We start from the raw sequence: 21,146 nt of genomic DNA on the forward strand, positions 1-21,146 counted from the left end.
CGGTGCGGCCGGCACACGGCACGCCCGCGCAGGGTCCGCAACGTTCGGCACCGGGTGTCGGAGCGCCCGGCATTATGTATCCCCGGGCGCCGGTGCGGGAAAGAGCCGCCCGGCTCGGGAAAGAGACATTCCACACAAGGAAAGGACGCCCGGCGCGGGAAAGGCACATTTCGCATAAGAGACAGGAAAGGGGAACCCGCTGCCGGATTCCCCTTCGGACGACCGTCTTCCGCCCGCATGTCGGGCGGCAGACGCTATTTTTTCTCGGGCCGGGCGATCGACTCGCGCATCGTCGTGTCGGCCATGATGTTCTTCATCTTGTAGTAGTCCATGATCCCGAGGTTGCCGTTGCGGAACGCCTCGGCCATGGCCAGCGGCACCTCCGCCTCGGCCAGGATCACCTTGGCGCGCGCATCCTGCGCCTTGGCCTTGTTCTCCTGCTCGAGCGCCACGGCCATTGCGCGCCGCTCCTCGGCCTTCGCCTGCGCGATGTTCTTGTCGGCCTGCGCCTGGTCCATCTGCAACTGGGCGCCGATGTTCTTGCCCACGTCGATGTCGGCAATGTCGATCGAGAGGATTTCGAAGGCCGTCCCCGCATCGAGACCCTTCTCGAGCACGACACGCGATATGGAGTCGGGATTTTCGAGCACGATCTTGTGCGAGTCGGCCGAACCGATCGACGAGACGATGCCCTCGCCGACACGCGCCAGCACGGTCTCCTCACCGGCACCGCCGACCAGCTGCTTGATGTTGGCACGCACCGTCACGCGGGCCTTGGCGATGAGCTGAATGCCGTCCTTCGCCACGGCGGCCACGGGCGGCGTATTGATGACCTTCGGGTTCACCGACATCTGCACGGCCTCGAAGACGTCGCGGCCCGCCAGGTCGATGGCCGTCGCCATCTTGAAATCGAGCATGATATTGGCCTTCTGCGCCGAGACAAGCGCATGCACGACGTTCGTGACGTTGCCGCCGGCGAGGTAGTGCGCCTCCAGCTCGTTGGGGTTGAGCTTCAGCCCGGCCTTCGTGCTTTCGATCATCGACGAGACGATCGTCGAGGGCGGCACCTTGCGCCAGCGCATCAGGATGAGCTGCAGCAGACTGATCCGCACACCCGACACCAGGGCCGAGAACCACAGTCCCACGGGGATGAAATAGAAGACGAGCCAGATGGCGAAAAGGCTCACGAAGACGATCAGTACGATCATTCCAGACTGAAAATCCATAGCGAAAAGGGCTTGTTGAATTGATTAATTGATTACTTTCACGATCACGCTGAAGTTCTCGAACCCCACGATCTCGACCTCGCGCTGCGGGTCGACATAGGCGTCGAGCGACTTGGCCTCGTAGATGCGGCCGTCGATCTCGACCTTGCCCATGGGCGAGAGGCGCGAAAGGGTCCGTCCGCGTTCACCCACGTGCAGCTCCTCCTCGGGGCGGGGCATGCTCGACGAGTCGATCTCCTGTCGGAGCGAGAAGCGCTGCCAGGTCTTGGAGCGCAGCGATATGACCGTCGCCACAAGCGACAGCAGCAGCACGACGGCAATGGCGATGATGCCCCCGACGGTTCCGAATTCACGGAACGAGAGGTAGACGGCCCCGCCGTAGCTGACCAGCGCCAGCAGGGCGCCGACCGACACGCCGGGCAGAAGGACCAGTTCGGCGACCAGAAAGAGTACGCCGAAGAGAATCAGCAGCACGATATAGAACATATCCATGAAGATTGTATTCGGTATATAGTGCCAATATACGGATTTTTTCCGATTATTCCGCGATTTCCGCGACTTTTATTTCCAATGCGGGGTCCGTCGCACGGATGGCGTCCGCCACACGGTCGACGACGGCGCGGTCGCTGAACGTCCCGACGACGAAATTCTGCCCGGCGCGCGAAAGCTCGGCACCGCCCGAAGTCTCGGCGATCACCCGCTTCACCTCGTCCGACAGGGCGTCCGTTCCGGTGATCTCGATCCGGAAGAAGGTCTTGCCCGCATCGGGGTCCTGCGCCAGGTTGCGGTAGACGCCGTCGGTCCAGACCACGATCTCGGGCCGGATGAAGCCGTGCTCCTTGAGGAGCTTGCGCGCCGCCTCGGCCTCGTCGAAGGTGGCGAAACCGCCCGTGTAGTAACACCACTTGCCCGCATCGTTGATCAGGTAGAAGAGCGGGTAGGCGCCGCGGAAGGTCGCCGCCGCACGCTTCGTATTGAAGGTCCCGAGCAGGATGCGGTAGATCGTGCCGTTGGCGTAGACCTTGCACTCGGGGATGGGGTTCTGGTAGGTGTACTTCGGATGCGACGAGAAGGCGACCGAGTCGTAGTCGAGGAAGCTGCGCTCGGCGATGCGGACCTTCGGCAGGCGGAAGTCCACCGTTTCCAGCTGTTCGGCAACCCCCCGCAACGAGTCGGCCGCAGCCGTCAGACCCAATACGCGGGCCACCTGCTCCTCGTAGTCGACAATCACGCGCTTGCGCAGGAAGTAGTCCGCCACGGCATCCGAGGCGGTCTCGCCGCGCAGCGTGGTCATCTGACGCGACGCCCGCGCCGCAAGCTCCTCCTCGCGGGAGAGAATCTCCTCCTCGCCCAGCCGGTCGAGCACATAGGAGTAGGCGTAGCTCTTGTTGTCGTAGATGTAGTTCCAGAGGGTCGACAGCGAATCGGACAGCCCCGCGTTCTGCCGCTCGAGCGACTCGAAGCGGTCGTGAATCTCCAGCGCCTCGCCCTCGGTGCGGGCGGCCGCATAGGCCTCGGCCAGATCGGTGGCAGTCCCGTGGTTGACCAGGAAGCGGTTGACATAGTCCACGGCCTGCGGCTCCATGCGCTGGGCACGGCGCAGCGCCGCGTAGTCCTCCGGAGCGAGACAGTCACGGAAATAGCTGTTGTACACCAGATTGCGCACCTTGAGCGAGTCGGGGATGGTGACCTCCGCCGCGGACGACGGCTCCGAAGCCGACGCGGAGTTCAGGTTGGCAAGGACCCACTCCTGCTCGATGGCATTGATGCGGTCGATCAGTCGCCCCTTGGCGGTGCGCAGGTCGAAGATCAGGCTTTCGAGCCGCAGAATCTCCTGCGTGTAGCGCTGGCGGTTGTCCGGTTCGTCGTGCAGGCGATGCCGCATGCCGCTCACGACGTGCATGATCGAATCCTCACGCACCTGCAGCTGCGCATCGCGGCGCAGCAGCGACATGTACTCCTCGTTGCTCTCGAGCCCCGCAATCCGGGCCTCCACCGCAGGATGCTGCGCGACGGCCTTTCCGGACCAGATCAGTGCGGCAAACGACAGGAGGGTTATGCAAATTCCACGAAACATCGCAGTTATCTCCACCATTTAATGAAAAAGAGTTGAATGAGACCGAAAATCTCCAGACGGCCCAGCAGCATCAGCAGCGAATAGGTCAGCTTGACCACGGCCGGCAGACCGCCGTAGTTGCCGAACGAATAGACCTCGCCGAAGCCCGGGCCGACGTTTCCGATGCAGGCCACGGACCCCGAGAAGCTCGTCATCAGGTCGCAGCCGAAGAGCGTACCGATCACCGTCCCCAGCAGGATGAACATCAGGTAGGTGACGATGAAGATCATCACCGCATGCAGCGTCTCGTTGTCCTGGATGATGCCGTCGAGCCGGATGCGGATCACGGCATTGGGATGCTGCTGCTGCTTGAGGCGCGCACGCATCATCTTGCCGGCCAGCACCAGCCGGTTGACCTTGATGCCGCCGGCCGTCGAACCGGCACAGGCGCAGATGATCGAACCGAAGATCAGCAGAATGATCGCGAACGAGGTCCACTCGTTCGTGTCGGCCGTGGCGAATCCGGTCGTCGTCACCAGCGTCACGAACTGGAAGGCCGCATAGCGGAAGGCCCGCCAGAGCGTGGGGTAGATGTCCGCGGCATAGAGGCTGACGGCGATCAGTACGCTGCCCAGCAGCAATATGCCGAAGTAGTAGCGCGCCACCTCCGAACGGAAGATGTTGTTGCGCTTGCCCGTCACGGTGGCGTAGATCAGTCCGAAGTGGACGCCGGCGATGGCCATCGCAAAGATGAGGATCGTCTCCATGGCGGGACTGTTGTAGTAGGCCAGGCTGGCGTTCTTGGTCGAGAAGCCGCTCGTCGCGCAGGCCGACATGGCATGGCAGAGCGAGTCGAACCAGTTCATGCCTGCCGCCTTGAGCAGCAGGGTTGTCAGGGCCGTCAGTCCGACGTAGACCACCAGCAGGATCTGCACGATGAGCTGCGTATGGTAGCGGTAGTTGTCCTTGGCCAGCGTCGAGAGTTCGACGTTCGAGAGGGTCATCTTGCTGCGGCCCATCGACGGCAGGACCACCAGCGCGAACATCACGACGCCCATACCGCCGATCCACGTCGTGCCCATGCGCCAGAACTGCATGCCGCGCGGCAGGATCTCGACGTCGTTGAGAATCGTGGCGCCCGTGGTCGTGAAGCCCGAGACACTCTCGAACCAGGCATTTTCCAGGTTGAATTCGCCGCCCCAGATCAGGTAGGGGAACATCCCCACGACGCAGGCCACGAGCCACGAGCCGACGACGATGCAGAACCCCTCCTTGTTGGTGATCTGCACCTTGCGTTCGACGAAGATCAGCGGAAAGGCCCCCAGCAGCGCCGTCAGCAGCGACGAGAGCAGCAGGGGATAGAACGCCGAGTCCACGCCGCTGACGTAGGAGATACCCGCCGACAGCAGCATGAACGCCGCGATGAAGAGCATCACGACGCCGACATAGCGCAAAACCACATCCACTCTCATTGCGGCATCACGATTTGGACTGTTTCGACTGGTTGATCAGCGTGTCGATCTTCTCCTTGAGCTCGAGCATCTCGTCCTTGCACTCGCCCTTGACGGTGAAGGGGATGCGGAAGGAGAGGTAATCACCCAGCCCCTTGTTCATCCCGAGGATGGGATTCACGCAGTAGATCGTCATGAAGTAGTAGAGCATCAGCACGATGGCGATCATCACCACCAGCGAGATCAGCACCGGAGTCACGGCCCGGTAGGCGTTTTTCTTCATCTGCTCGGCACGCGGCGCCAGCGAACTCTGCGTCGAGGTCATGTAGTTCTTGATGGCCGAGGTCAGGCGGCCGTAGAGCGCCTCGTATTCGTCGTTGTACCAGCGGCCGCCCACGGAATCGGCCTGCGCCACGTTCAGCGAATCGGCCCCGGCGAGCCCGAAGGCGAGGTAGTTGTCCGTCAGCAGGCGCAGCTCGGTCGTCGCAAAGGCCAGCGAGTCGAGGAACGACTTGTCAAGAGCCTCGTTCTGGGCGACGAGCAACGTATTTTCGAGCCGCTCGAGCTGGGCGCGGCAGAGGCTGTCGTAGGAGCGGTCGCCGAAGACCGAGAGGTGGATCAGCGCGACGTTCTGCTCGTGTGCCGCGTCGAGCATCTCCTTGGCCAGTTCGATATTCCGCCTGTTGGCCTTGAGAATCTCGCCCGTATCACGGCTCAAGTGGCTCAACTCCAGAAAGGAGACCATTCCCGAAAAGAAGAGCAGGCAGACGATGCTCAGAAAACCGACCGTCACCCTTTTGCGCAAACCCGTCATATCGTCCGAAAAATATTCAATTTTGCAACAAATATACGAATTAATCTCGATTAATCCCGTATTTCACCGATCAAATCGTGCGATGCATCCATCCCAACGAGCGCCACGCGGCAGATCGTGTTGATGCGCGAGCGGTCGTAGGGGGCCTTCACGCGCCGGTAGCTGCCCGTATATCCGAACATCATGCCGCCGCGTATCGTGCTCTCGAACAGCACGGTATCCTCCGTGCCGCAGGCCCGGCGGCAGAAGTCGCCGTGCAGCCGCCGGCAAAGCTCCTCGAGCACCTCGACGCGGTGCGTGGCCACACTCGGCTGCACCTTGCCCGGCAGGTCGACGGCCGGCGTGCCGGGCCGCTCCGAGAAGGGGAAGATGTGCAGGAAAGCCGGGGCGAGCTCCTCCAGAAAGTCGCAGGTGCGGCGGAAATCCTCCTCCGTCTCACCGGGAAATCCCACGATGACGTCGATGCCGATGAAGGCGTCGGGCATCAGGCGCCGCACGGCGGCGATGCGGTCGGCGAAACGGGCCGTCGTGTAGCGGCGGCGCATCAGTCCGAGGATGCGGTCCGAGCCGCTCTGCAGCGGGATATGAAAGTGATGCTGGAATTTAGGTGACGCAGCACAAAATGCTATGATTTCATCCGTTAGCAGATTCGGTTCGATGGACGAGATGCGGTAGCGCTCGATCCCATCGACGTCGTTCAGCGCCCGCAGCAGGTCGATGAAGCGCTCGCCCGTCGTGCGGCCGAAATCCCCGGTGTTGACCCCCGTGATGACGATCTCCTTCTGACCCGCCGCGGCGATCTCGCGCGCCTCGGCCACCAGGTCGGCGATGGGCATGTTGCGGCTTGCTCCGCGGGCGTAGTGGATCGTGCAGTAGGAGCAGCAGTAGTCGCAGCCGTCCTGCACCTTGAGGAAGGCCCGCGTGCGGTCGCCGCTCGAGAAGGCCGCGAAGAACGACGTCAGCGAGTCGGTATCGCAGCTGTAGACCTGCGCCCGGCCCTTGCCCGACAGTTCGACCACCCGTTGATATAACGCTCCCTTGTCATTGTTGCTCAATACGATGTCGACACCGTCGATCGCGGCGATCTCCTCGGGCTTGAGCTGCGCGTAGCACCCCGTCACGGCGATGATCGCCTGCGGGTTGCGGCGGTGCAGCCGCCGGATGAGGTTACGGCACTTCTTGTCGGCGTGCTCGGTCACCGAACAACTGTTGATGACGCAGATGTCGGCTTCGGCCGTGGGGGAGACGCGCACGAAGCCCCCGCGCTCGAACTCCCGGGCGAGCGTCGAGGTCTCCGAGAAGTTGAGCTTGCAGCCGAGCGTATGGAAATTGACTCTTCGGGGTTGCATGATTCCTTTCTTTTTTCGGGCACGAAATTACGAAAACCGTGCGAAATTCGGAGGCTTTCCGATAAAAAAGCGTAAATTTGCACGCTATCGACGAACGTTCATGGAATTTTTCAGCGACCTGATCCGATACGGCTATCTCTACAACGCGCTCGCCGCCTGCGTGCTCTCGGGCATCACGTGCGGCGTGATCGGCACCTATGTCGTCTGCCGCCGCATGGTCTTCCTTGCGGGCGGCATCACCCACGCCTCGTTCGGCGGGTTGGGCATCGCCTTCTACCTCGGGGCCAATCCCATCGCCGGGGCGATGCTCTTCGCCGTGCTCTCGGCCCTCGGCATCGAGTGGGCCGGCAGCCGCGGCCGCATCCGCGAGGATTCGGCCATCGGCATCATCTGGTCCGTGGGCATGGCCGTCGGGGCGCTCTTCATGAGCCTGCGCCCGGGCTACACCTCCGGGGACCTCTCGGCCTTCCTCTTCGGCAGCATCGTCACCGTCACGCACGGCGACGTCGCGGCCCTCGCCGCACTCACGGCCGTCGTCCTTGCGGGCGCCGCCCTGTGGCTGCGCCCGGTCATGTACGTCGCCTTCGACCGCGAATTCGCCCGCAGCCGCAACATCCCGACGCGCGTGATCTCCTACGTGATGGCGGCGCTCGTCGCCGTGACGATCGTCCTCTCGATCCGCATCATGGGCATCGTGCTGCTCATTTCGCTCATTACGATGCCCGTAGTGATTGTCAACGCCTTCTCGCGCTCGTACCGCACCATAGCCCGCTGTGCACCGCTCGTGGCCGTCGCGGGCAACGTCGCGGGCCTCGTGGCGAGCTACCAGTTGGAAGTTCCGCCCGGCGCAGCCATAATATTTACCCTCACCTTTGCGCTTATTGCCGCAAAACTGTTAACTTTGTGTCGGAAAAAACCGCGCCTGCCGCATGAAAAGCATTCATAAACTCGTCCTGAAGTCCTATCTGGGCCCGATGATCCTGACGTTCTTCATCGTCATGTTCGTGCTGATGATGAACTTCGTCTGGCGCTACATCGACGAGCTGGTGGGCAAGGGGTTGAGCGCCGGCATCATCATCGAGCTGATGTCCTACGCCATGGCCAACATGATCCCGATGGGGCTGCCGCTCTCGATGCTGCTGGCGGCGATCATGACCATGGGCAGCCTGGGCGAGAACTACGAACTGCTGGCCATGAAGTCCGCGGGCATGTCGCTCATCCGCATCACCAAGCCGCTCATCATCCTCGTGGGCTTCATCGCCGTGGGCAGCTTCTTCATCGGCAACGACCTCGTGCCGTATGCCAACCGCAAGATGTACAGCATCATCTACGACATCCGCCAGCAGAAGCAGACGCTCGAGTTCCAGGACGGACTCTTCTTCAACGGCATCGACAACATGTCGATCCGCGTGGGGCATCAGGAGCCGGAGACGCACCTGCTGCACGACGTGCTGATCTACGACAACCGCCAGGCCAACGGCAACATGAACACGATTGTCGCCGACTCGGGCTACATCCGCCTGTCGGACGACAAGCGCTACCTGCTCGTGACGCTCTTCCACGGGCAGACCTACGAACAGACCCGCAACAGCCAGTGGTACACGAAGAGCACGCTGCGCCACCACACGTTCGACCTCCAGAAGCAGGTCATCTCGATGGAGGGCTTCGCCATGGACCGCAGCGACGCCAACCAGTTTTCGAACAGCCAGACGAAGAACATCAACGAGCTGCAGCACGACATCGACTCGCTCGAGCTGAAGGTCAACGCCGCGACGACGAGCTCCTACGAGCCGCTGCTCAAGGAGCAGATCTTCGTGCGCGACAATTCGGTGCTGCCGCAGCCCGACAGCCTGCGCATCGACAAGAGCGCCTTCGGCAACATGCTGGCCACGGACTCGATCGAGCACCTCACGGTCCGCGAGAAGGAGAACGTCTGGGACAACGCCCGCACGCTGGCCAAGAACTCGCGCAACATGTTCGCCTTCGACGAGACGACGGCCAAGGATGCGCTCAACCAGCTCTACCGCAGCAAGGTCGAGTGGCACAAGAAGATTTCGCTGCCCGTGTCGATCATCATCTTCTTCCTGATCGGCGCACCGCTCGGGGCGATCATCCGCCGCGGCGGCCTGGGGCTTCCGGTCGTCGTGTCGATCATCTTCTTCGTGATCTACTACATCATCAGCCTCTCGGGCGAGAAACTCGCCAAGGAGGGGAGCTGGGACGCCGTCTACGGCATGTGGCTCTCGACCTTCATCCTCACGCCCATCGCCGTCTACCTGACCTACAAGGCGACGAACGACTCGTCGCTGCTCGATACGGACTGGTATGCCGGCAAAATCAAGGCGCTGGAGGAGAAGATAGCGCCGATATTCCGCAAGATCAAAAACGCAATAAAATTCAAACGCAATGGCAAAAGAGACGATACTGAATAGCGTGGAGGAGGTTGTCGAAGACTTCCGCAACGGCAAGGTGGTGATCGTCGTGGACGACGAGGACCGCGAAAACGAGGGGGATTTCATCGTCGCCGCGGAGAAGATCACGCCCGAAATCGTGAACTTCATGCTCAAGGAGGGGCGCGGCGTGCTCTGTGCACCGCTCTCCGAGGCGCGCTGCGCCGCCCTGGAGCTCAACATGATGGAGGAGAACAACACCTCGCTGCTGGGTACGCCCTTCACCGTGACCGTCGACCTGCTGGGGCACGACTGCACCACGGGCGTCTCGATCCACGACCGCGCCGCGACGATCCGGGCGCTGGCCGACCCGGCGACGCGCCCGAGCGACCTGGGGCGTCCGGGCCACATCAACCCGCTGCGCGCCCGCGAGAAGGGGGTGCTGCGCCGTCCGGGCCACACCGAGGCGGCCGTCGACCTGGCCCGCCTCGCAGGGCTCCAGCCGGCCGGCGCGCTGATCGAGATCATGAACGAGGACGGCACGATGGCCCGCCTGCCGCAGCTCATCGAGAAGGCCCGCAAGTTCGGACTGAAGATCATCTCCATCGCGTCGCTCATCGCCTACCGCCTGCGCGAGGAGTCGATCGTCGAGCGGGGCGTCACCGTGCCGCTGCCCACCGAGTGGGGCGACTTCCGCATCACGCCCTTCCGCCAGAAATCGAACGGCGTGGAGCACGTGGCCCTGACGAAGGGTGAATGGACGGAGGACGAGCCGGTGCTGATCCGCGTGCACTCGTCGTGCGCTACGGGCGACATCTTCGGCTCGTACCGCTGCGACTGCGGCGAGCAGCTGCACCGCGCCATGCAGATGATCGAGAAGGAGGGCAAGGGCGCCATCGTCTACCTCAATCAGGAAGGGCGCGGCATCGGCCTCTGCAACAAGATCCACGCCTACAAGCTCCAGGACGAGGGGCTCGACACGGTCGACGCGAACCTCAAGTTGGGCTTCAAGGCCGACGAGCGCGACTACGGCGTGGGGGCGAGCATCATCCGCGAGCTGGGCATCCGCCACATGCGGCTGATGACCAACAATCCGCTCAAGCGGGCCGGGCTGGAGGGCTACGGATTGCAGATCGACGAGATTGTGCCGATTGTCATCGCCCCGAACAAGTACAACGAACACTACCTGGAGACCAAGCAGGAGCGCATGCACCACACGCTGGGTCTGGAAAAGGCATAGGCAGATGGAAAACGCCAGGCAGCTGCGCATCGTCTTCATGGGCACGCCCGAATTCGCCGTGCCGTCGCTCCGGGCGCTCGTCGCCGGGGGCTACCACGTCGTGGCCGTCGTCACGACACCCGACAAACCGGCCGGCCGCGGGCAGAAACTCCACGAGAGCGACGTCAAGGTCGCGGCCCGCGAGTTGGGACTGCCCGTCCTGCAGCCCGTCAAGCTGCGCGATCCGGAGTTCGTCGAGGCGCTGCGGGCGCTGCAGCCCGACCTGGGCATCGTCATCGCGTTCCGCATGCTGCCCGAGATCGTGTGGGCCATGCCGCGCCTGGGGACCTTCAACCTCCACGCCTCGCTGTTGCCGCAGTACCGCGGCGCGGCGCCTATCAACTGGGCCATCATCAACGGCGAGACCGAGACGGGCGTCACGACCTTCCTGCTCAACCACGAAATCGACAAGGGGGCGATTCTCGATCAGGTGCGCGTGCCGATCGGCCCCGAGGATACGGTCGGGACGATGTACGAACGGCTGATGAACATTGGCACGTCGCTCGTCACGCAAACCGTGGACCGCATCGCCGCGGGCGACATCACGCCCGTCGAGCAGCAGTCGGTCGACGAACGGACGCTGCGCCCGGCACCCAAAATCTTCAAGGAGGACTGCCGCATCGACTGGACGCAGCCAGGCAAGCGCATCGTCGACTTCATCCGCGGGCTGTCGCCCTATCCGGCCGCCTGGACCGAGATGTACCGCGAAGACGACGCAACGCCTTCGACGGTCAAGATTTTCTCGGTCTCGTTCGAGCCGGCGCAGCACGGAGAGCCGTGCGGCACAATCGAGAGCGACGGCCGCACGCTGATTCGCGTGGCGTGCGCCGACGGCTGGCTCACGCTCGGCGAGCTGCAACTCGCAGGCAAGAAACGCCTTGCGGTGCACGACCTGCTGTTAGGGTGGCGCGACGTCAACCTCTGCCGCTTCCACCGATAGGAGAGGCGGTAGTTCAAGGCAGCCGCTGCTGTTTCCACAAAATCCCGGTCCGCAAGGCCGGGATTTTTCACGACAGCTGCCCCGGCGCTCCGGCCGCAACCTTTGCCCGCGGGCTCCGCGACAGCCCGTCTCCATCCACCCTCCGGCGGCAAAATGAGAGCAAAGTCCGGTCGTGCCTCTGGAAAAAAGGGGCCGACGCCCCGCAATATGCCCGTTTTTTTCGTATCTTGCAGTGAGAAACACCACCCAAAACGCCTCCATATGAAAAAACTGCTGCTCATCCTGCTGCTGCTCGCCGGCGGAATCGGCCTTCCGTCGGTTCAGAGTGCCGAACCCGTCCCCTTCAACGGAGTGATCGTCGACCAGACCGGCAAGGGCATCAGGGCCCGCATCACGGTCAAGTCGGATGAGCGCTACACGATCGCCAACAAGCGCGGCGAATTCGGCCTGACGGACGTGGCACCCACGGATACGCTCATCGTCACCTACAAGCGCGTATCGCAGGAGATACCCGTCGCCGGACGCCGGAGTCTGCGCATCCGCTGGATTGCCGAAGGCCCGGAGTATGAAGAGGACGAAGGGCTGGTCGACAGCGGCTTCGGCTACATCAAGCGACGCGAATACACGGGCAGTTCATCACGGCTCTCGGGCGAGGAGATGGTGCGCCGGGGCTACACCGACCTGCAGTCGGCCATCCTCGGGCTGATTCCGAGCGTGCAGCTCCACGGCGGGCAAATCATCATCCGCGGCATCGGCTCGGTCAACTCCAACAATGCGGCGCTGATTCTCTGCGACGGGGTCGAGGTGCACAGCCTGAACAGCATCAACATCCGCGACGTCGTCTCGGTCGAGGTGCAGAAGGGGAGCAACATGTACGGGCTTCGCGGCGGCAACGGCGTAATCCTGATCCGCACACAAAAGTAAAAATATGTGAATAACTCAAATAATAAACTCAAACATGTGTTATTTTTGTCTCACTAAACCTGATCGCCTATGATATAGACCACATTATTGTATTAACACATGAAAAAACGTACCGTCTCCGCACAAAAAGCACCGGTACAAACATATAAAAAGCGTTAGCTTTGCGTCTTTGCATATCGAAATCTGGAAAATTTCAAATTGTGGCAAAAGAAGTGAAGTTGATGCTCACGTCTATGGCGTGGGCTTTACTTTCATTGCTGCCACAAGGTATTCCAGAACCTCGATATGCGACAATAAAGTTTTGTCCCACGTTTTTTATATGCCTGTTCAAAATCACCAGCCGAAGGGACACGGCATATATTTTCGTTCAGCAAATGAAACGGATTATTTTCATTCTATGCACATCTTTCCTGACGAGTTCCTGCGCAACCATTTTCTGTGGATCTAAAGCAAAAGTAACTTTCGACAGCGATATCCGAGAACCAGCCACATTAACCATCGACGGAAGAAAACACACGAACATCACCTTCCCGTATACAACAAAAATCACTCGTGGCTTCGACGAAACAGTCGTAAAGGCAGAAATGAAAGGCCACACAGCCGAGCCGGTCATTGTCAACAAGAGTTTCAATGCCGTCTCGGTCATCAACTTGTTCGATGTCCTCGGTTGGGGCATCGATGCTGCTACCGGAGCCATTACCAAGCCGGAATTCAAATTCTATCAAATAGATTTTCAACCGACAGCCGAATCCGAGAATCAAGATCAGGAAAAAGAATAGGGGAGTTCATCTCACAACGAACATCGCCCGACCTTCGAAGGTCGGGCGATGTTGCATTCGGTAATGTTACGTGACAGCCAACGAACCGTACAAGACGGCTCTTACGGCGCCTGCGGATCAGCTCCGCACCGGAGCATCGTCGTCGGCAAGCGACATGGCACCCTTGCCGCAACCCGCCACACACTGTCCGCACGAGATGCAACGCTCGGGATCGACCGTCGGCAGGGCGAAGCCCTCCTGCGAGATCGCCTCCACGGGGCACACGTCGATCATCGGACAACGGTGGTTCTGCGAGCAGAGCCCGGGATCGATGCGGACGGCCATCAGCGGATCTTCCTGATGATCTCGCCGCCGTGACGGATCGCCTCCTCGTTCTGCGGAAGCATCTTCCAGGCACGCTCGGGCAGCGACTTCTTCAGTCCGACCATCACGTTCTCCATCTCCACGACGGGGCAGACCTTCAGGTAGCCGCCCAGGATCATCGTGTTGAAGAGCTTGGCCTGGCCCATCTTCGCACACTCGGCCGTGGCGTCGATCGCGTAGACCGAGATGTCCGTGCGCACGGGGTGGCGCGTGATGCCGTTCGTGTCGTAGATCAGTACGCCGCCGGGCTTGATCATCGGCTCGAACTTCTCCATCGACTGCTGGTTCAGGATGATGGCCGTGTCGAACTCATGGGCGATGGGCGACGAAATCTTGCGGTCCGAAAGGATGACGGTCACATTGGCCGTACCGCCGCGCATTTCGGGTCCGTAGGAGGGCATCCACGTGACCTCGTAGTCCTGCATCACGCCGGAGTAGGCCAGAATCTTGCCCATCGAGAGGACGCCCTGTCCTCCGAAACCTGCTATAATCAACGTCTCTTTCATAGTCGTCCTCTTATTTTACTTCCTTGATATCGCCCAGCGGATAGAAGGGCAGCATGTTCTGCTCGAGCCACTCGTTCGAGGCCACGGGCGAGAGTTTCCAGCCGCTGTTGCAGGTCGAGACGACCTCCACGAGCGAGAAGCCCTTGCCCTCCATCGAACGCTGGAACGCCTTTTTGATCGCAGCCTTGCACTTGCGCACGTTGGCCGGCTTGTGCACGCTCTGACGCGTGATGTAGGTCGCACCCTCGAGGTGGGCCATCATCTCGGCGATCTTGTAGGGATAGCCGTTCAGGCGCGGGTCGCGGCCGTAGGGCGTCGTCGCGGTCTTCATGCCCAGCAGCGTCGTGGGGGCCATCTGTCCGCCCGTCATGCCGTAAATGGCGTTGTTGATGTAGATCGCCACGACATTCTCGCCGCGGGCCGCCGCATGGATCGACTCCGCCGTACCGATGGCCGACAGGTCGCCGTCACCCTGGTACGTGAAGACCAGATTCTCGGGCGTGAGCCGCTTGACGGCCGTTGCCACGGCCAGCGCACGGCCGTGTGCCGCCTCGATCCAGTCGATGTCGATGTAGTTGTATGCGAATACGGAGCAGCCGACGGGCGAAATACCCACGGCCTTCTCCTCCAGTCCCAGCTCGGCGATGACTTCGGCGACGAGCTTGTGCACCGTGCCGTGGCTGCAGCCCGGGCAGTAGTGCATGACATTGTCGGTAATGAGTTTCGGTTTTGCGTAAACCAGATTCTCCTGCTTGATTTCAACCTCTGCCATCGTCTTCTACTTTTTAATCAGTTTTTCTTTGAGTGCTTCGAGCACCTCGTCCGGATTGAAGAGCATGCCGCCCTGACGTCCGTAGTGCTCCACCGGAGCCTTGCCGTTGACGGCCAGGCGCACGTCCTCGACCATCTGACCGGCGTTGAGCTCGGCCGAGAGGAATCCCTTGACACCGCGCGCAGCCAGTTCGGCGATCTGCTTCTTCGGGAAGGGATAGAGCGTGATGGGGCGCAGCAGGCCGACCTTCAGCCCTTCGGCGCGCGCCAGCTCGACCGTGGCCGAGCAGATGCGGGCCGACGACCCGAATGCCACGATGACGTAGTCGGCATCGTCGCAGTCGATCGCCTCGTAGCGCACCTCGTTCTCCTCCAGGGCCTTGTACTTGGCCTGCAGGCGCTGGTTGATGATCTCCATCTTCTCGGACTGCAGCTCGAGCGACGTGACGATGTTGCGCGCACGTCCCGCGGGCTTGCCCTGCGCGGCCCACGAGCCGCATTCGGCACGCAGCTCCTCCGCGGTCTTGCGCGGACGCTGCGGCGAGAGGACCACCTTCTCCATCATCTGGCCGATGGCGCCGTCGGCGAGGATCATCGCCGGATTGCGGTACTTGAACGCCAGGTCGAACGCCTCGGCCACGTGGTCGTGCATCTCCTGCACGGAGTTCGGGGCGAAGACGATCAGGTGGAAGTCACCGTGGCCGCCGCCCTTGCAGGCCTGGAAATAGTCGCCCTGCGAAGGCTGGATCGTTCCCAGACCCGGGCCGCCGCGCTGGCAGTTGACCACCAGGCAGGGTAGCTCGGCACCGGCCAGGTAGCTCAAGCCTTCGGACATGAGCGAGATGCCGGGGCTCGACGACGAGGTCATCACCCGTTTGCCGGCCGATGCACCGCCGTAGACCATGTTGATGGAGGAGACCTCCGATTCGGCCTGCAGGACCACCATGCCCGTAGTCTCCCACGGCTTGAGCTCCATGAGGGTCTCCATCACCTCCGACTGCGGGGTGATCGGGTAGCCGAAATATCCGTCGCAACCGTAGCGAATCGCAGCATGGGCGATCACCTCGTTGCCTTTCATCAGTTTTACCTCTTTCTCTGCCATACCTTACTCGAATTTTTGACGATAAACCGTAATGACGCTGTCCGGGCAGATCACCGCACACGAAGCACAGCCCGTGCAGGCATCCGGATTCGCCATGCGGGCCACGGGGTAGCCTTTGCTGTTCACCTCCACCGACAGTTCGAGCACATCGCACGGACACGAAGCCACACAGACTCCGCAGCCCTTGCAGCGCTCGCGGTCGACAACGATTGTTCCTTTGATTTTAGCCATAACGCCGAAGTATTGTTAGTTCCTTACAAATATAGTAAAATTTCCGGGTTCAAATTTATTTTCGTTATAAAAAAACGTCCTCCTGTAATAAAATTGTGCAGGAGGCGCTCCGCAGCGACCTTTTCGAAAGATGTCCGAACGGTCCCTTTTTCCGGATGATCGGCCCGATGTTGCCGAAATCGAAAAAAAATGATTACATTTATCCATCCGGGATATTCCGGCCAACGCTAAAACCACCGTTATGAATGATCTGTTCTCTTCCTTTATGAAGCGCATCCTGGCGCTTATCGACGAAGGCTCGTTCTTCCGCAAGCCGTTCCGATGGCTCTACACCCTGCTGGCCGTCCTCAACCTGCTGATTCCCGTCGTCGTCCTCGTTTCGGCCATCAACAACCGGCTCTTCAGCGGCGGCGGCAAGGTCATCGTGGCCTTCATCCTCATCTCCGTGATTCTCTGCTTCCTCGCCTGGTTCGGATTCCTGATCTGGTGGGACCGCCGCGACAAGGTGAACGCCTCGTCGCGCCCCGACGACGAATTCGTCGCCATCCCGGTCTTCTCGCACTTCCTTCAGACCTGCGGCGAATGGCTGGGCATGTTCGTCGGGATCGGCGGCTGCGCCCTGTCGCTCGTGGCGCTGATCTTCCTCGGAGAGGAGGCCCGGATGCTGGGGCAGATGCTCGGCATGAGAAGCCTCTTCGGCGGAGGGCTGCTGTCATGCATCCTCTTCCCGGTATACGGATTCCTGATCGTCGTAGCGGCCCGCGTGCTGGCGGAACTCTACCGCGCACTGGCCGCCATCGCCAACAACACCCGGAAATAACCCTTCGGAACACCTGCCGAGCCCGGACGGCAAACCCGGCCGGGCCTCGGTAATGCGAGCCGAACGGTCCGTGTCCCCGACAGCCGCCGGCGCGGCCGGACGGACCACCCGACAAAAAAATCCCGGATTATTCCGGGATTTTTTGTTTCGGCAGGGACGTGTGGGGAATCACGCTTCGTCCTGCTTCGGATCGGGACCGTAGGCGTTTTCTCCGCGCGTACCGGGCAGGCAGTACCACACGAGGAAGAAAAGCCCCCATACGAGGTTAATCAGCGCACCCGCACCCAGCACGACCCACTGCGCGGTGGAGAACTGGATGTCGGCACCGCTCATCAGTTCGGCCACCGACTGCAATCCCATGTACATCAGCACGATGGAGAAGACAAAGCTGTAACAGAAGTAGGCCAGCAGAAGTTTGCCGCTGCGCCCCGTATCGTGCAAGCGGCGCACCGAGACGGAGATGTAGGGCAGCAGCATACCGAGCCAGAGCAGCATCGAGAATGGCGCCACATCACTGAAGAGCAGCATATCGGCAATCCGCGCCACCAGCATGAAGAGGAACGAGAAGAGCACGAAGTACCAGAACTCCGAACGCCGGGCCCGGCCCTCGAAAGTCACATAGTTGCGGAAACATTTGACAAACCATTTCATAATATGCGGGATTTTTTGATTGAGTGAATAATCGGCAGCTTAACGTCCGTCCGTGCCGTCCCTCCGCCGCGGATCGGGGCCGTAGTCGTTCTCTCCGCGGTCGCCCGACGAGAGGAACGAAAAGAGCAGGAAGACAAGGTAGATGCCCGAGGTCATCACGACAATGACCTCGAAGGTCGAGAAGCTGTAGTTCGCGCCGTAGAGGCGTCCCGTCACGAGCAACACGACGTATCCGGCCATCCACCAGCCGCTGCGCCCCACGTCGTGCAAGCGGCGCACCGCCACGGAGAGGTGGGGCAGGAAGAGCACGAGCAGCATGACGGTGGAGATGAGCAGCGAACCGCCGCCGTACCCGAATGCCAGCACGTCGAGGATGCGGGCCACGACGAGCAGCGCAAACGCGAAGAGCGTAAAATACCAGAATTCCCGGCGACGGGCCCGGCCCCGGAAGCCGGCATAGTTCCGAAAACATGCTGCGATCCACCTCATAACACAAACCTTATCCATGCGTCCCGTCAAAGATACGAAAATAATGCCTCCGCACAAACTTTTCGGCGGCCAAGCGGCAGCCGGAGGCACAAAAAAAGCGGAAACGGCCGCTCTCACGACCGCTTCCGCGTCTGGCCGGAGCCGCTGCTCCGCGGCGGTTACTCCGCAAACGAGTGGATCACCACGCCCGAGCGCAGCTTGGGCTCGAACCACGTGGTCTTCGGCGGCATGATGTTGCCCGTGTCGGCGATGTTGATGAGCTGCTGCATCGAGACGGGGTAGAGCGCAAAGGCCACCTTCATCTCGCCGCTGTCGACGCGGCGCTTCAGCTCGCCCAGACCGCGGATGCCGCCCACGAAGTCGATGCGCTTCGACGTGCGGAGGTCCTTGATATCCAGGATGCGGTCCAGCACCAGATTCGACAGCACCGTCACGTCGAGCACCCCGATCGGGTCGTTGTCGTCATACGTCCCGGGCTTGGCCGTCAGGCTGTACCAGTGTCCCTCGAGATACATCGAGAAGTTGTGCAGCCCCGTCGGGCGGTACTCCTCCGTACCCTTGTCCTCGACCACGAACGACTCCTTGAGCTTCTCGACCAGCTGGGCCGGCGTCAGGCCGTTCAGGTCCTTCACCACGCGGTTGTAGTCGATGATGCGCAGCTGCCCGGCCGGGAAGGTCACCGCCAGGAAGTAGCAGTACTCCTCCTCGCCCGTGTGGTGCGGGTTCTTCGCCTTGCACTCGGCACCCACGCGGGCCGCAGCGGCCGTGCGGTGGTGTCCGTCGGCCACGTAGAGGGCCGGGATGCCCTTGAAAATCTCCGTGATGCGGTCGTTCGTCTTCCGGTCGCGGATCACCCACAACTGGTGTCCGAAGCCGTCGGCCGCCGTGAAGTCGTATTCCGGCGCCTCGTTTTTGACCACACCCTCGACGATGGCGTCGATCTCGGCGTTGTCGGGGTAGGCGAAGAAGACCGGCTCGATGTTGGCCTGCTGGTTGCGCACGTGGATCATGCGGTCCTCCTCCTTGTCGGGACGCGTCAGCTCATGCTTCTTGATGGCACCCGAGAGGTAGTCCTCGAAGTGGCAGCACATGGCCAGACCGTACTGCGTGCGGCCGTCCATCGTCTGCGCATAGATATAGTAGTACTCTTCGGGGTCCTGCTGCAGCCAGCCCCGCTCGCGCCACAGGCGGAAGTTCTCGACGGCCCGGTCGTAGACCTGCTGCGAATGCTCGTCGGCTATCGGGTCGAAGTCGATCTCGGGTTTGATGATATGCAGCAGCGAACGCTCCGTAGCCTCGGCCTTCGCCTCGGCGGAGTTCAACACGTCATAGGGACGCGACGCCACTTCGGAGGCAAGCTCCTTCGGAGGGCGTATTCCGCGGAAAGGTTTGATTCGTACCATAGTTTTTCGGTTGTTCAGGGTTATACAATCGGGAAAGGCGGGTGCTGTTCCGACCCGCCTTTCGCCGCGTTCATGTTTCGCTACTTGTTGACCTGGAAACGGGTGTTGCCCGTGCGGAAGAAGTCGACGATCTGCCGCGCGGCGGCCAGACCGGCGTTGATGTTGGCCTCGGCGGTCTCGGCACCCATCTTCTTGGGCGTGGCGAAGACGCGCTTGCCGAACTTCTCGTCCAGCTCCGCCTGATTGCCGGCGACGATGTCCGTCACGTACTTCAGGTCCTCGCGCTCGGTCAGCGCACGCAGCACGCCCTGTTCGTCGATCACCTCCTTGCGGGCCGTGTTGACGAGCGTCGCACCCTTGGGCATCGACATGAGCAGGTCGTAGCCGATCGAGTTCTTCGTCTCGGGCGTTGCGGGGATATGCAGCGACAGGAAATCCGACGCGGCATAGAGCTCGGCGATCGAGCCGACACGCTTCACGCCGTCGGCGGCGAAGACGTCGTCCCCGACGAAGGGATCGTAGGCGATCACCTCCATGCCGAGGGCCTTGCCCTTGCAGCCCACCAGCCGGCCCACGTGGCCGTAGGCGTGGATACCCAGCGTCTTGCCCTGGATTTCGGAGCCCGTACCGGGGGTGAAGCGGTTGCGCGACATGAAGATCATCATCGCAACGGCCAGCTCCGCCACGGCGTTGGAGTTCTGTCCGGGGGTGTTCATCACGACGATGCCGCGTTCGGTGGCGGCGGCGAGGTCGACGTTGTCATAGCCTGCGCCGGCCCGCACCACGATGCGGAGGTTCCGCGCCGCGTCGATAACCTCGCGCGTCACCTTGTCGCTGCGCACGATCAGGGCATCGACATCGGCCACCGCCTCCAGCAGCTGCGTCTTGTCGGTATATTTCTCCAGCAGGGCGAGTTCATATCCCGCCTCCTCGACGATCGAGCGGATTCCGTCGACGGCCTTCTTGGCAAAGGGCTTTTCGGTTGCAACCAGTACTTTCATCGTTTTCTTGATTTCAATGTTCAACTCTTCATGATAATCCCAGGCCTTCACCTCCCCGGTAAGGGTATCGTAGCCGGTCGGGACACGCGTGATGATGGACATGGCGCGTTATTTGGCGTGTTTTTCGGCGAACTCGCGCATGCAGTCCACGAGCACCTGCACGCTCTCGATCGGCAGGGCGTTGTAGCACGAGGCGCGGAAGCCGCCCACCAGACGGTGGCCCTTGATTCCGACGATGCCGCGCGCCTTGGCCTCCTCCATGAAGACGGGAGCCAGCTCCTCGTAGCCGTCGGCCATGACGAAGCAGATGTTCATCAGCGAGCGGTCCTGCTTCTCGACCGTGCCGCGGAAGAGCGGGTTGCGGTCGATCTCGTCGTAGAGCAGCTGGGCCTTGGCGACGTTGCGGCGGTAGATTTCGGGCACGCCGCCGATCGACTTGAGCCAGCGCAGCGTCTCCTTCAGCACGTAGATCGGGAAGACGGGCGGCGTGTTGAACATCGAGTTGTTCTCGACGTGCGTGCGGTAGTTGACCATCGTCGGCAGGTCGCGCACGATGCGGTCGAGCATGTCCTCGCGGATGATGCCGAAGGCCACGCCCGCG

General features: G+C 61.5%; 23 protein-coding genes. 7 read left to right on the forward strand and 16 right to left on the reverse strand.

What is annotated here, in order from left to right:
* Window positions 1-254: 254 nt before the first annotated feature.
* Genes floA through mtaB form a run of 6 tightly spaced genes read right to left on the reverse strand, consistent with a single transcriptional unit; the run spans window position 255 to window position 6,896 of the window.
* Window positions 255-1,226, reverse strand: coding sequence for a flotillin-like protein FloA (gene floA, locus Q1Y33_RS07390; protein ID WP_300799102.1), 972 nt, complete (start codon window positions 1,224-1,226; stop codon window positions 255-257).
* Between the two features lie 24 nt (window positions 1,227-1,250).
* A complete protein-coding gene (locus tag Q1Y33_RS07395) occupies window positions 1,251-1,718 on the reverse strand; it encodes an NfeD family protein (protein ID WP_300799103.1) in 468 nt (155 codons plus the stop codon).
* Window positions 1,719-1,764: 46 nt separating this feature from the next.
* Window positions 1,765-3,321 (reverse strand): SPOR domain-containing protein, encoded by a 1,557-nt coding sequence (locus Q1Y33_RS07400; RefSeq protein ID WP_300799104.1) that lies wholly within the window; start codon window positions 3,319-3,321, stop codon window positions 1,765-1,767.
* Window positions 3,309-4,754 carry a TrkH family potassium uptake protein gene (locus tag Q1Y33_RS07405; RefSeq protein WP_300799105.1) on the reverse strand — a complete coding sequence of 482 codons (1,446 nt, stop codon included), beginning with the start codon at window positions 4,752-4,754 and terminating at the stop codon, window positions 3,309-3,311. The genes Q1Y33_RS07400 and Q1Y33_RS07405 overlap by 13 nt, the downstream gene beginning before the upstream one ends.
* 7 nt (window positions 4,755-4,761) lie before the next feature.
* A complete protein-coding gene (locus Q1Y33_RS07410; protein WP_300799106.1) occupies window positions 4,762-5,547 on the reverse strand; it encodes a hypothetical protein in 786 nt (261 codons plus the stop codon).
* Between the two features lie 50 nt (window positions 5,548-5,597).
* On the reverse strand, window positions 5,598-6,896 hold the full coding sequence (mtaB, locus tag Q1Y33_RS07415) for a tRNA (N(6)-L-threonylcarbamoyladenosine(37)-C(2))-methylthiotransferase MtaB (protein WP_300799107.1): 1,299 nt from the start codon (window positions 6,894-6,896) through the stop codon (window positions 5,598-5,600).
* 100 nt (window positions 6,897-6,996) lie between these two features.
* On the opposite strand from mtaB, the gene Q1Y33_RS07420 reads away from it, so the two are divergent.
* The 6 genes from Q1Y33_RS07420 to Q1Y33_RS07445 all read left to right on the forward strand — a co-directional run bounded on the left by Q1Y33_RS07420 (window position 6,997) and on the right by Q1Y33_RS07445 (window position 13,208).
* Entirely contained in the window at window positions 6,997-7,842 is an 846-nt protein-coding gene (locus Q1Y33_RS07420) for a metal ABC transporter permease (protein WP_300799108.1), read from the forward strand.
* Window positions 7,826-9,328: an LptF/LptG family permease gene (locus Q1Y33_RS07425; RefSeq protein WP_300799109.1), complete on the forward strand. Its 1,503-nt coding sequence runs from the start codon at window positions 7,826-7,828 to the stop codon at window positions 9,326-9,328. The genes Q1Y33_RS07420 and Q1Y33_RS07425 overlap by 17 nt, the downstream gene beginning before the upstream one ends.
* Window positions 9,303-10,526 (forward strand): bifunctional 3,4-dihydroxy-2-butanone-4-phosphate synthase/GTP cyclohydrolase II, encoded by a 1,224-nt coding sequence (locus Q1Y33_RS07430; protein ID WP_300799110.1) that lies wholly within the window; start codon window positions 9,303-9,305, stop codon window positions 10,524-10,526. The genes Q1Y33_RS07425 and Q1Y33_RS07430 overlap by 26 nt, the downstream gene beginning before the upstream one ends.
* A gap of 4 nt (window positions 10,527-10,530) precedes the next feature.
* Entirely contained in the window at window positions 10,531-11,505 is a 975-nt protein-coding gene (gene fmt / locus Q1Y33_RS07435; protein WP_300799111.1) for a methionyl-tRNA formyltransferase, read from the forward strand.
* Between the two features lie 261 nt (window positions 11,506-11,766).
* On the forward strand, window positions 11,767-12,429 hold the full coding sequence (locus Q1Y33_RS07440) for a TonB-dependent receptor plug domain-containing protein (RefSeq protein ID WP_300799112.1): 663 nt from the start codon (window positions 11,767-11,769) through the stop codon (window positions 12,427-12,429).
* Between the two features lie 200 nt (window positions 12,430-12,629).
* Window positions 12,630-13,208 carry a hypothetical protein gene (locus tag Q1Y33_RS07445; protein WP_300799113.1) on the forward strand — a complete coding sequence of 193 codons (579 nt, stop codon included), beginning with the start codon at window positions 12,630-12,632 and terminating at the stop codon, window positions 13,206-13,208.
* A gap of 117 nt (window positions 13,209-13,325) precedes the next feature.
* Here Q1Y33_RS07445 and Q1Y33_RS07450 read toward each other — a convergent pair whose 3' ends face one another.
* Genes Q1Y33_RS07450 through Q1Y33_RS07470 form a run of 5 tightly spaced genes read right to left on the reverse strand, consistent with a single transcriptional unit; the run spans window position 13,326 to window position 16,181 of the window.
* Window positions 13,326-13,532, reverse strand: coding sequence for a 4Fe-4S binding protein (locus tag Q1Y33_RS07450; protein WP_300799114.1), 207 nt, complete (start codon window positions 13,530-13,532; stop codon window positions 13,326-13,328).
* Window positions 13,532-14,077 (reverse strand): 2-oxoacid:acceptor oxidoreductase family protein, encoded by a 546-nt coding sequence (locus Q1Y33_RS07455; RefSeq protein ID WP_300799115.1) that lies wholly within the window; start codon window positions 14,075-14,077, stop codon window positions 13,532-13,534. Before Q1Y33_RS07455 ends, Q1Y33_RS07450 begins: the two co-directional genes overlap by 1 nt.
* 10 nt (window positions 14,078-14,087) lie before the next feature.
* Window positions 14,088-14,849 (reverse strand): thiamine pyrophosphate-dependent enzyme, encoded by a 762-nt coding sequence (locus Q1Y33_RS07460; protein WP_300799116.1) that lies wholly within the window; start codon window positions 14,847-14,849, stop codon window positions 14,088-14,090.
* Window positions 14,850-14,855: 6 nt separating this feature from the next.
* Window positions 14,856-15,950 carry a 3-methyl-2-oxobutanoate dehydrogenase subunit VorB gene (locus tag Q1Y33_RS07465; RefSeq protein WP_300799117.1) on the reverse strand — a complete coding sequence of 365 codons (1,095 nt, stop codon included), beginning with the start codon at window positions 15,948-15,950 and terminating at the stop codon, window positions 14,856-14,858.
* 3 nt (window positions 15,951-15,953) lie between these two features.
* On the reverse strand, window positions 15,954-16,181 hold the full coding sequence (locus Q1Y33_RS07470) for a 4Fe-4S binding protein (RefSeq protein WP_300799118.1): 228 nt from the start codon (window positions 16,179-16,181) through the stop codon (window positions 15,954-15,956).
* Window positions 16,182-16,422: 241 nt separating this feature from the next.
* On the opposite strand from Q1Y33_RS07470, the gene Q1Y33_RS07475 reads away from it, so the two are divergent.
* Window positions 16,423-17,001: a hypothetical protein gene (locus tag Q1Y33_RS07475; RefSeq protein ID WP_300799119.1), complete on the forward strand. Its 579-nt coding sequence runs from the start codon at window positions 16,423-16,425 to the stop codon at window positions 16,999-17,001.
* Window positions 17,002-17,169: 168 nt separating this feature from the next.
* Here the strand turns inward: Q1Y33_RS07475 and Q1Y33_RS07480 are convergent, their stop codons facing one another.
* The 5 genes from Q1Y33_RS07480 to Q1Y33_RS07500 all read right to left on the reverse strand — a co-directional run.
* Window positions 17,170-17,652 carry a DUF805 domain-containing protein gene (locus Q1Y33_RS07480; RefSeq protein WP_300799120.1) on the reverse strand — a complete coding sequence of 161 codons (483 nt, stop codon included), beginning with the start codon at window positions 17,650-17,652 and terminating at the stop codon, window positions 17,170-17,172.
* A 39-nt stretch (window positions 17,653-17,691) separates the two neighbouring features.
* The gene (locus Q1Y33_RS07485; protein WP_300799121.1) at window positions 17,692-18,141 is read right to left on the reverse strand and encodes a DUF805 domain-containing protein; all 450 of its coding nucleotides are present in this window, start codon (window positions 18,139-18,141) and stop codon (window positions 17,692-17,694) included.
* Window positions 18,142-18,299: 158 nt separating this feature from the next.
* Window positions 18,300-19,544: a DUF1015 family protein gene (locus tag Q1Y33_RS07490; RefSeq protein WP_300799122.1), complete on the reverse strand. Its 1,245-nt coding sequence runs from the start codon at window positions 19,542-19,544 to the stop codon at window positions 18,300-18,302.
* 80 nt (window positions 19,545-19,624) lie between these two features.
* Window positions 19,625-20,545: a 3-phosphoglycerate dehydrogenase gene (locus Q1Y33_RS07495; protein ID WP_300799127.1), complete on the reverse strand. Its 921-nt coding sequence runs from the start codon at window positions 20,543-20,545 to the stop codon at window positions 19,625-19,627.
* 108 nt (window positions 20,546-20,653) lie between these two features.
* The coding region (locus Q1Y33_RS07500) for an aminotransferase class V-fold PLP-dependent enzyme (RefSeq protein ID WP_300799123.1) at window positions 20,654-21,146 on the reverse strand (493 nt) is incomplete at its 5' end.

Origin of the sequence: uncultured Alistipes sp. (assembly GCF_949296715.1) — a bacterium.
Classification (GTDB): Bacteria; Bacteroidota; Bacteroidia; order Bacteroidales; family Rikenellaceae; genus Alistipes.

What these genes read in the sequence shown, in the direction of transcription:
- floA (WP_300799102.1), bottom strand. Translation starts at nt 1,226, where the DNA reads ATGGATTTTCAGTCTGGAATGATCGTACTGATCGTCTTCGTGAGCCTT.
- Q1Y33_RS07395 (WP_300799103.1), bottom strand. Translation starts at nt 1,718, where the DNA reads ATGGATATGTTCTATATCGTGCTGCTGATTCTCTTCGGCGTACTCTTT.
- Q1Y33_RS07400 (WP_300799104.1), bottom strand. Translation starts at nt 3,321, where the DNA reads ATGGTGGAGATAACTGCGATGTTTCGTGGAATTTGCATAACCCTCCTG.
- Q1Y33_RS07405 (WP_300799105.1), bottom strand. Translation starts at nt 4,754, where the DNA reads ATGAGAGTGGATGTGGTTTTGCGCTATGTCGGCGTCGTGATGCTCTTC.
- Q1Y33_RS07410 (WP_300799106.1), bottom strand. Translation starts at nt 5,547, where the DNA reads ATGACGGGTTTGCGCAAAAGGGTGACGGTCGGTTTTCTGAGCATCGTC.
- mtaB (WP_300799107.1), bottom strand. Translation starts at nt 6,896, where the DNA reads ATGCAACCCCGAAGAGTCAATTTCCATACGCTCGGCTGCAAGCTCAAC.
- Q1Y33_RS07420 (WP_300799108.1), top strand. Translation starts at nt 6,997, where the DNA reads ATGGAATTTTTCAGCGACCTGATCCGATACGGCTATCTCTACAACGCG.
- Q1Y33_RS07425 (WP_300799109.1), top strand. Translation starts at nt 7,826, where the DNA reads ATGAAAAGCATTCATAAACTCGTCCTGAAGTCCTATCTGGGCCCGATG.
- Q1Y33_RS07430 (WP_300799110.1), top strand. Translation starts at nt 9,303, where the DNA reads ATGGCAAAAGAGACGATACTGAATAGCGTGGAGGAGGTTGTCGAAGAC.
- fmt (WP_300799111.1), top strand. Translation starts at nt 10,531, where the DNA reads ATGGAAAACGCCAGGCAGCTGCGCATCGTCTTCATGGGCACGCCCGAA.
- Q1Y33_RS07440 (WP_300799112.1), top strand. Translation starts at nt 11,767, where the DNA reads ATGAAAAAACTGCTGCTCATCCTGCTGCTGCTCGCCGGCGGAATCGGC.
- Q1Y33_RS07450 (WP_300799114.1), bottom strand. Translation starts at nt 13,532, where the DNA reads ATGGCCGTCCGCATCGATCCCGGGCTCTGCTCGCAGAACCACCGTTGT.
- Q1Y33_RS07455 (WP_300799115.1), bottom strand. Translation starts at nt 14,077, where the DNA reads ATGAAAGAGACGTTGATTATAGCAGGTTTCGGAGGACAGGGCGTCCTC.
- Q1Y33_RS07460 (WP_300799116.1), bottom strand. Translation starts at nt 14,849, where the DNA reads ATGGCAGAGGTTGAAATCAAGCAGGAGAATCTGGTTTACGCAAAACCG.
- Q1Y33_RS07465 (WP_300799117.1), bottom strand. Translation starts at nt 15,950, where the DNA reads ATGGCAGAGAAAGAGGTAAAACTGATGAAAGGCAACGAGGTGATCGCC.
- Q1Y33_RS07470 (WP_300799118.1), bottom strand. Translation starts at nt 16,181, where the DNA reads ATGGCTAAAATCAAAGGAACAATCGTTGTCGACCGCGAGCGCTGCAAG.
- Q1Y33_RS07475 (WP_300799119.1), top strand. Translation starts at nt 16,423, where the DNA reads ATGAATGATCTGTTCTCTTCCTTTATGAAGCGCATCCTGGCGCTTATC.
- Q1Y33_RS07480 (WP_300799120.1), bottom strand. Translation starts at nt 17,652, where the DNA reads ATGAAATGGTTTGTCAAATGTTTCCGCAACTATGTGACTTTCGAGGGC.
- Q1Y33_RS07485 (WP_300799121.1), bottom strand. Translation starts at nt 18,141, where the DNA reads ATGAGGTGGATCGCAGCATGTTTTCGGAACTATGCCGGCTTCCGGGGC.
- Q1Y33_RS07490 (WP_300799122.1), bottom strand. Translation starts at nt 19,544, where the DNA reads ATGGTACGAATCAAACCTTTCCGCGGAATACGCCCTCCGAAGGAGCTT.
- Q1Y33_RS07495 (WP_300799127.1), bottom strand. Translation starts at nt 20,545, where the DNA reads ATGAAAGTACTGGTTGCAACCGAAAAGCCCTTTGCCAAGAAGGCCGTC.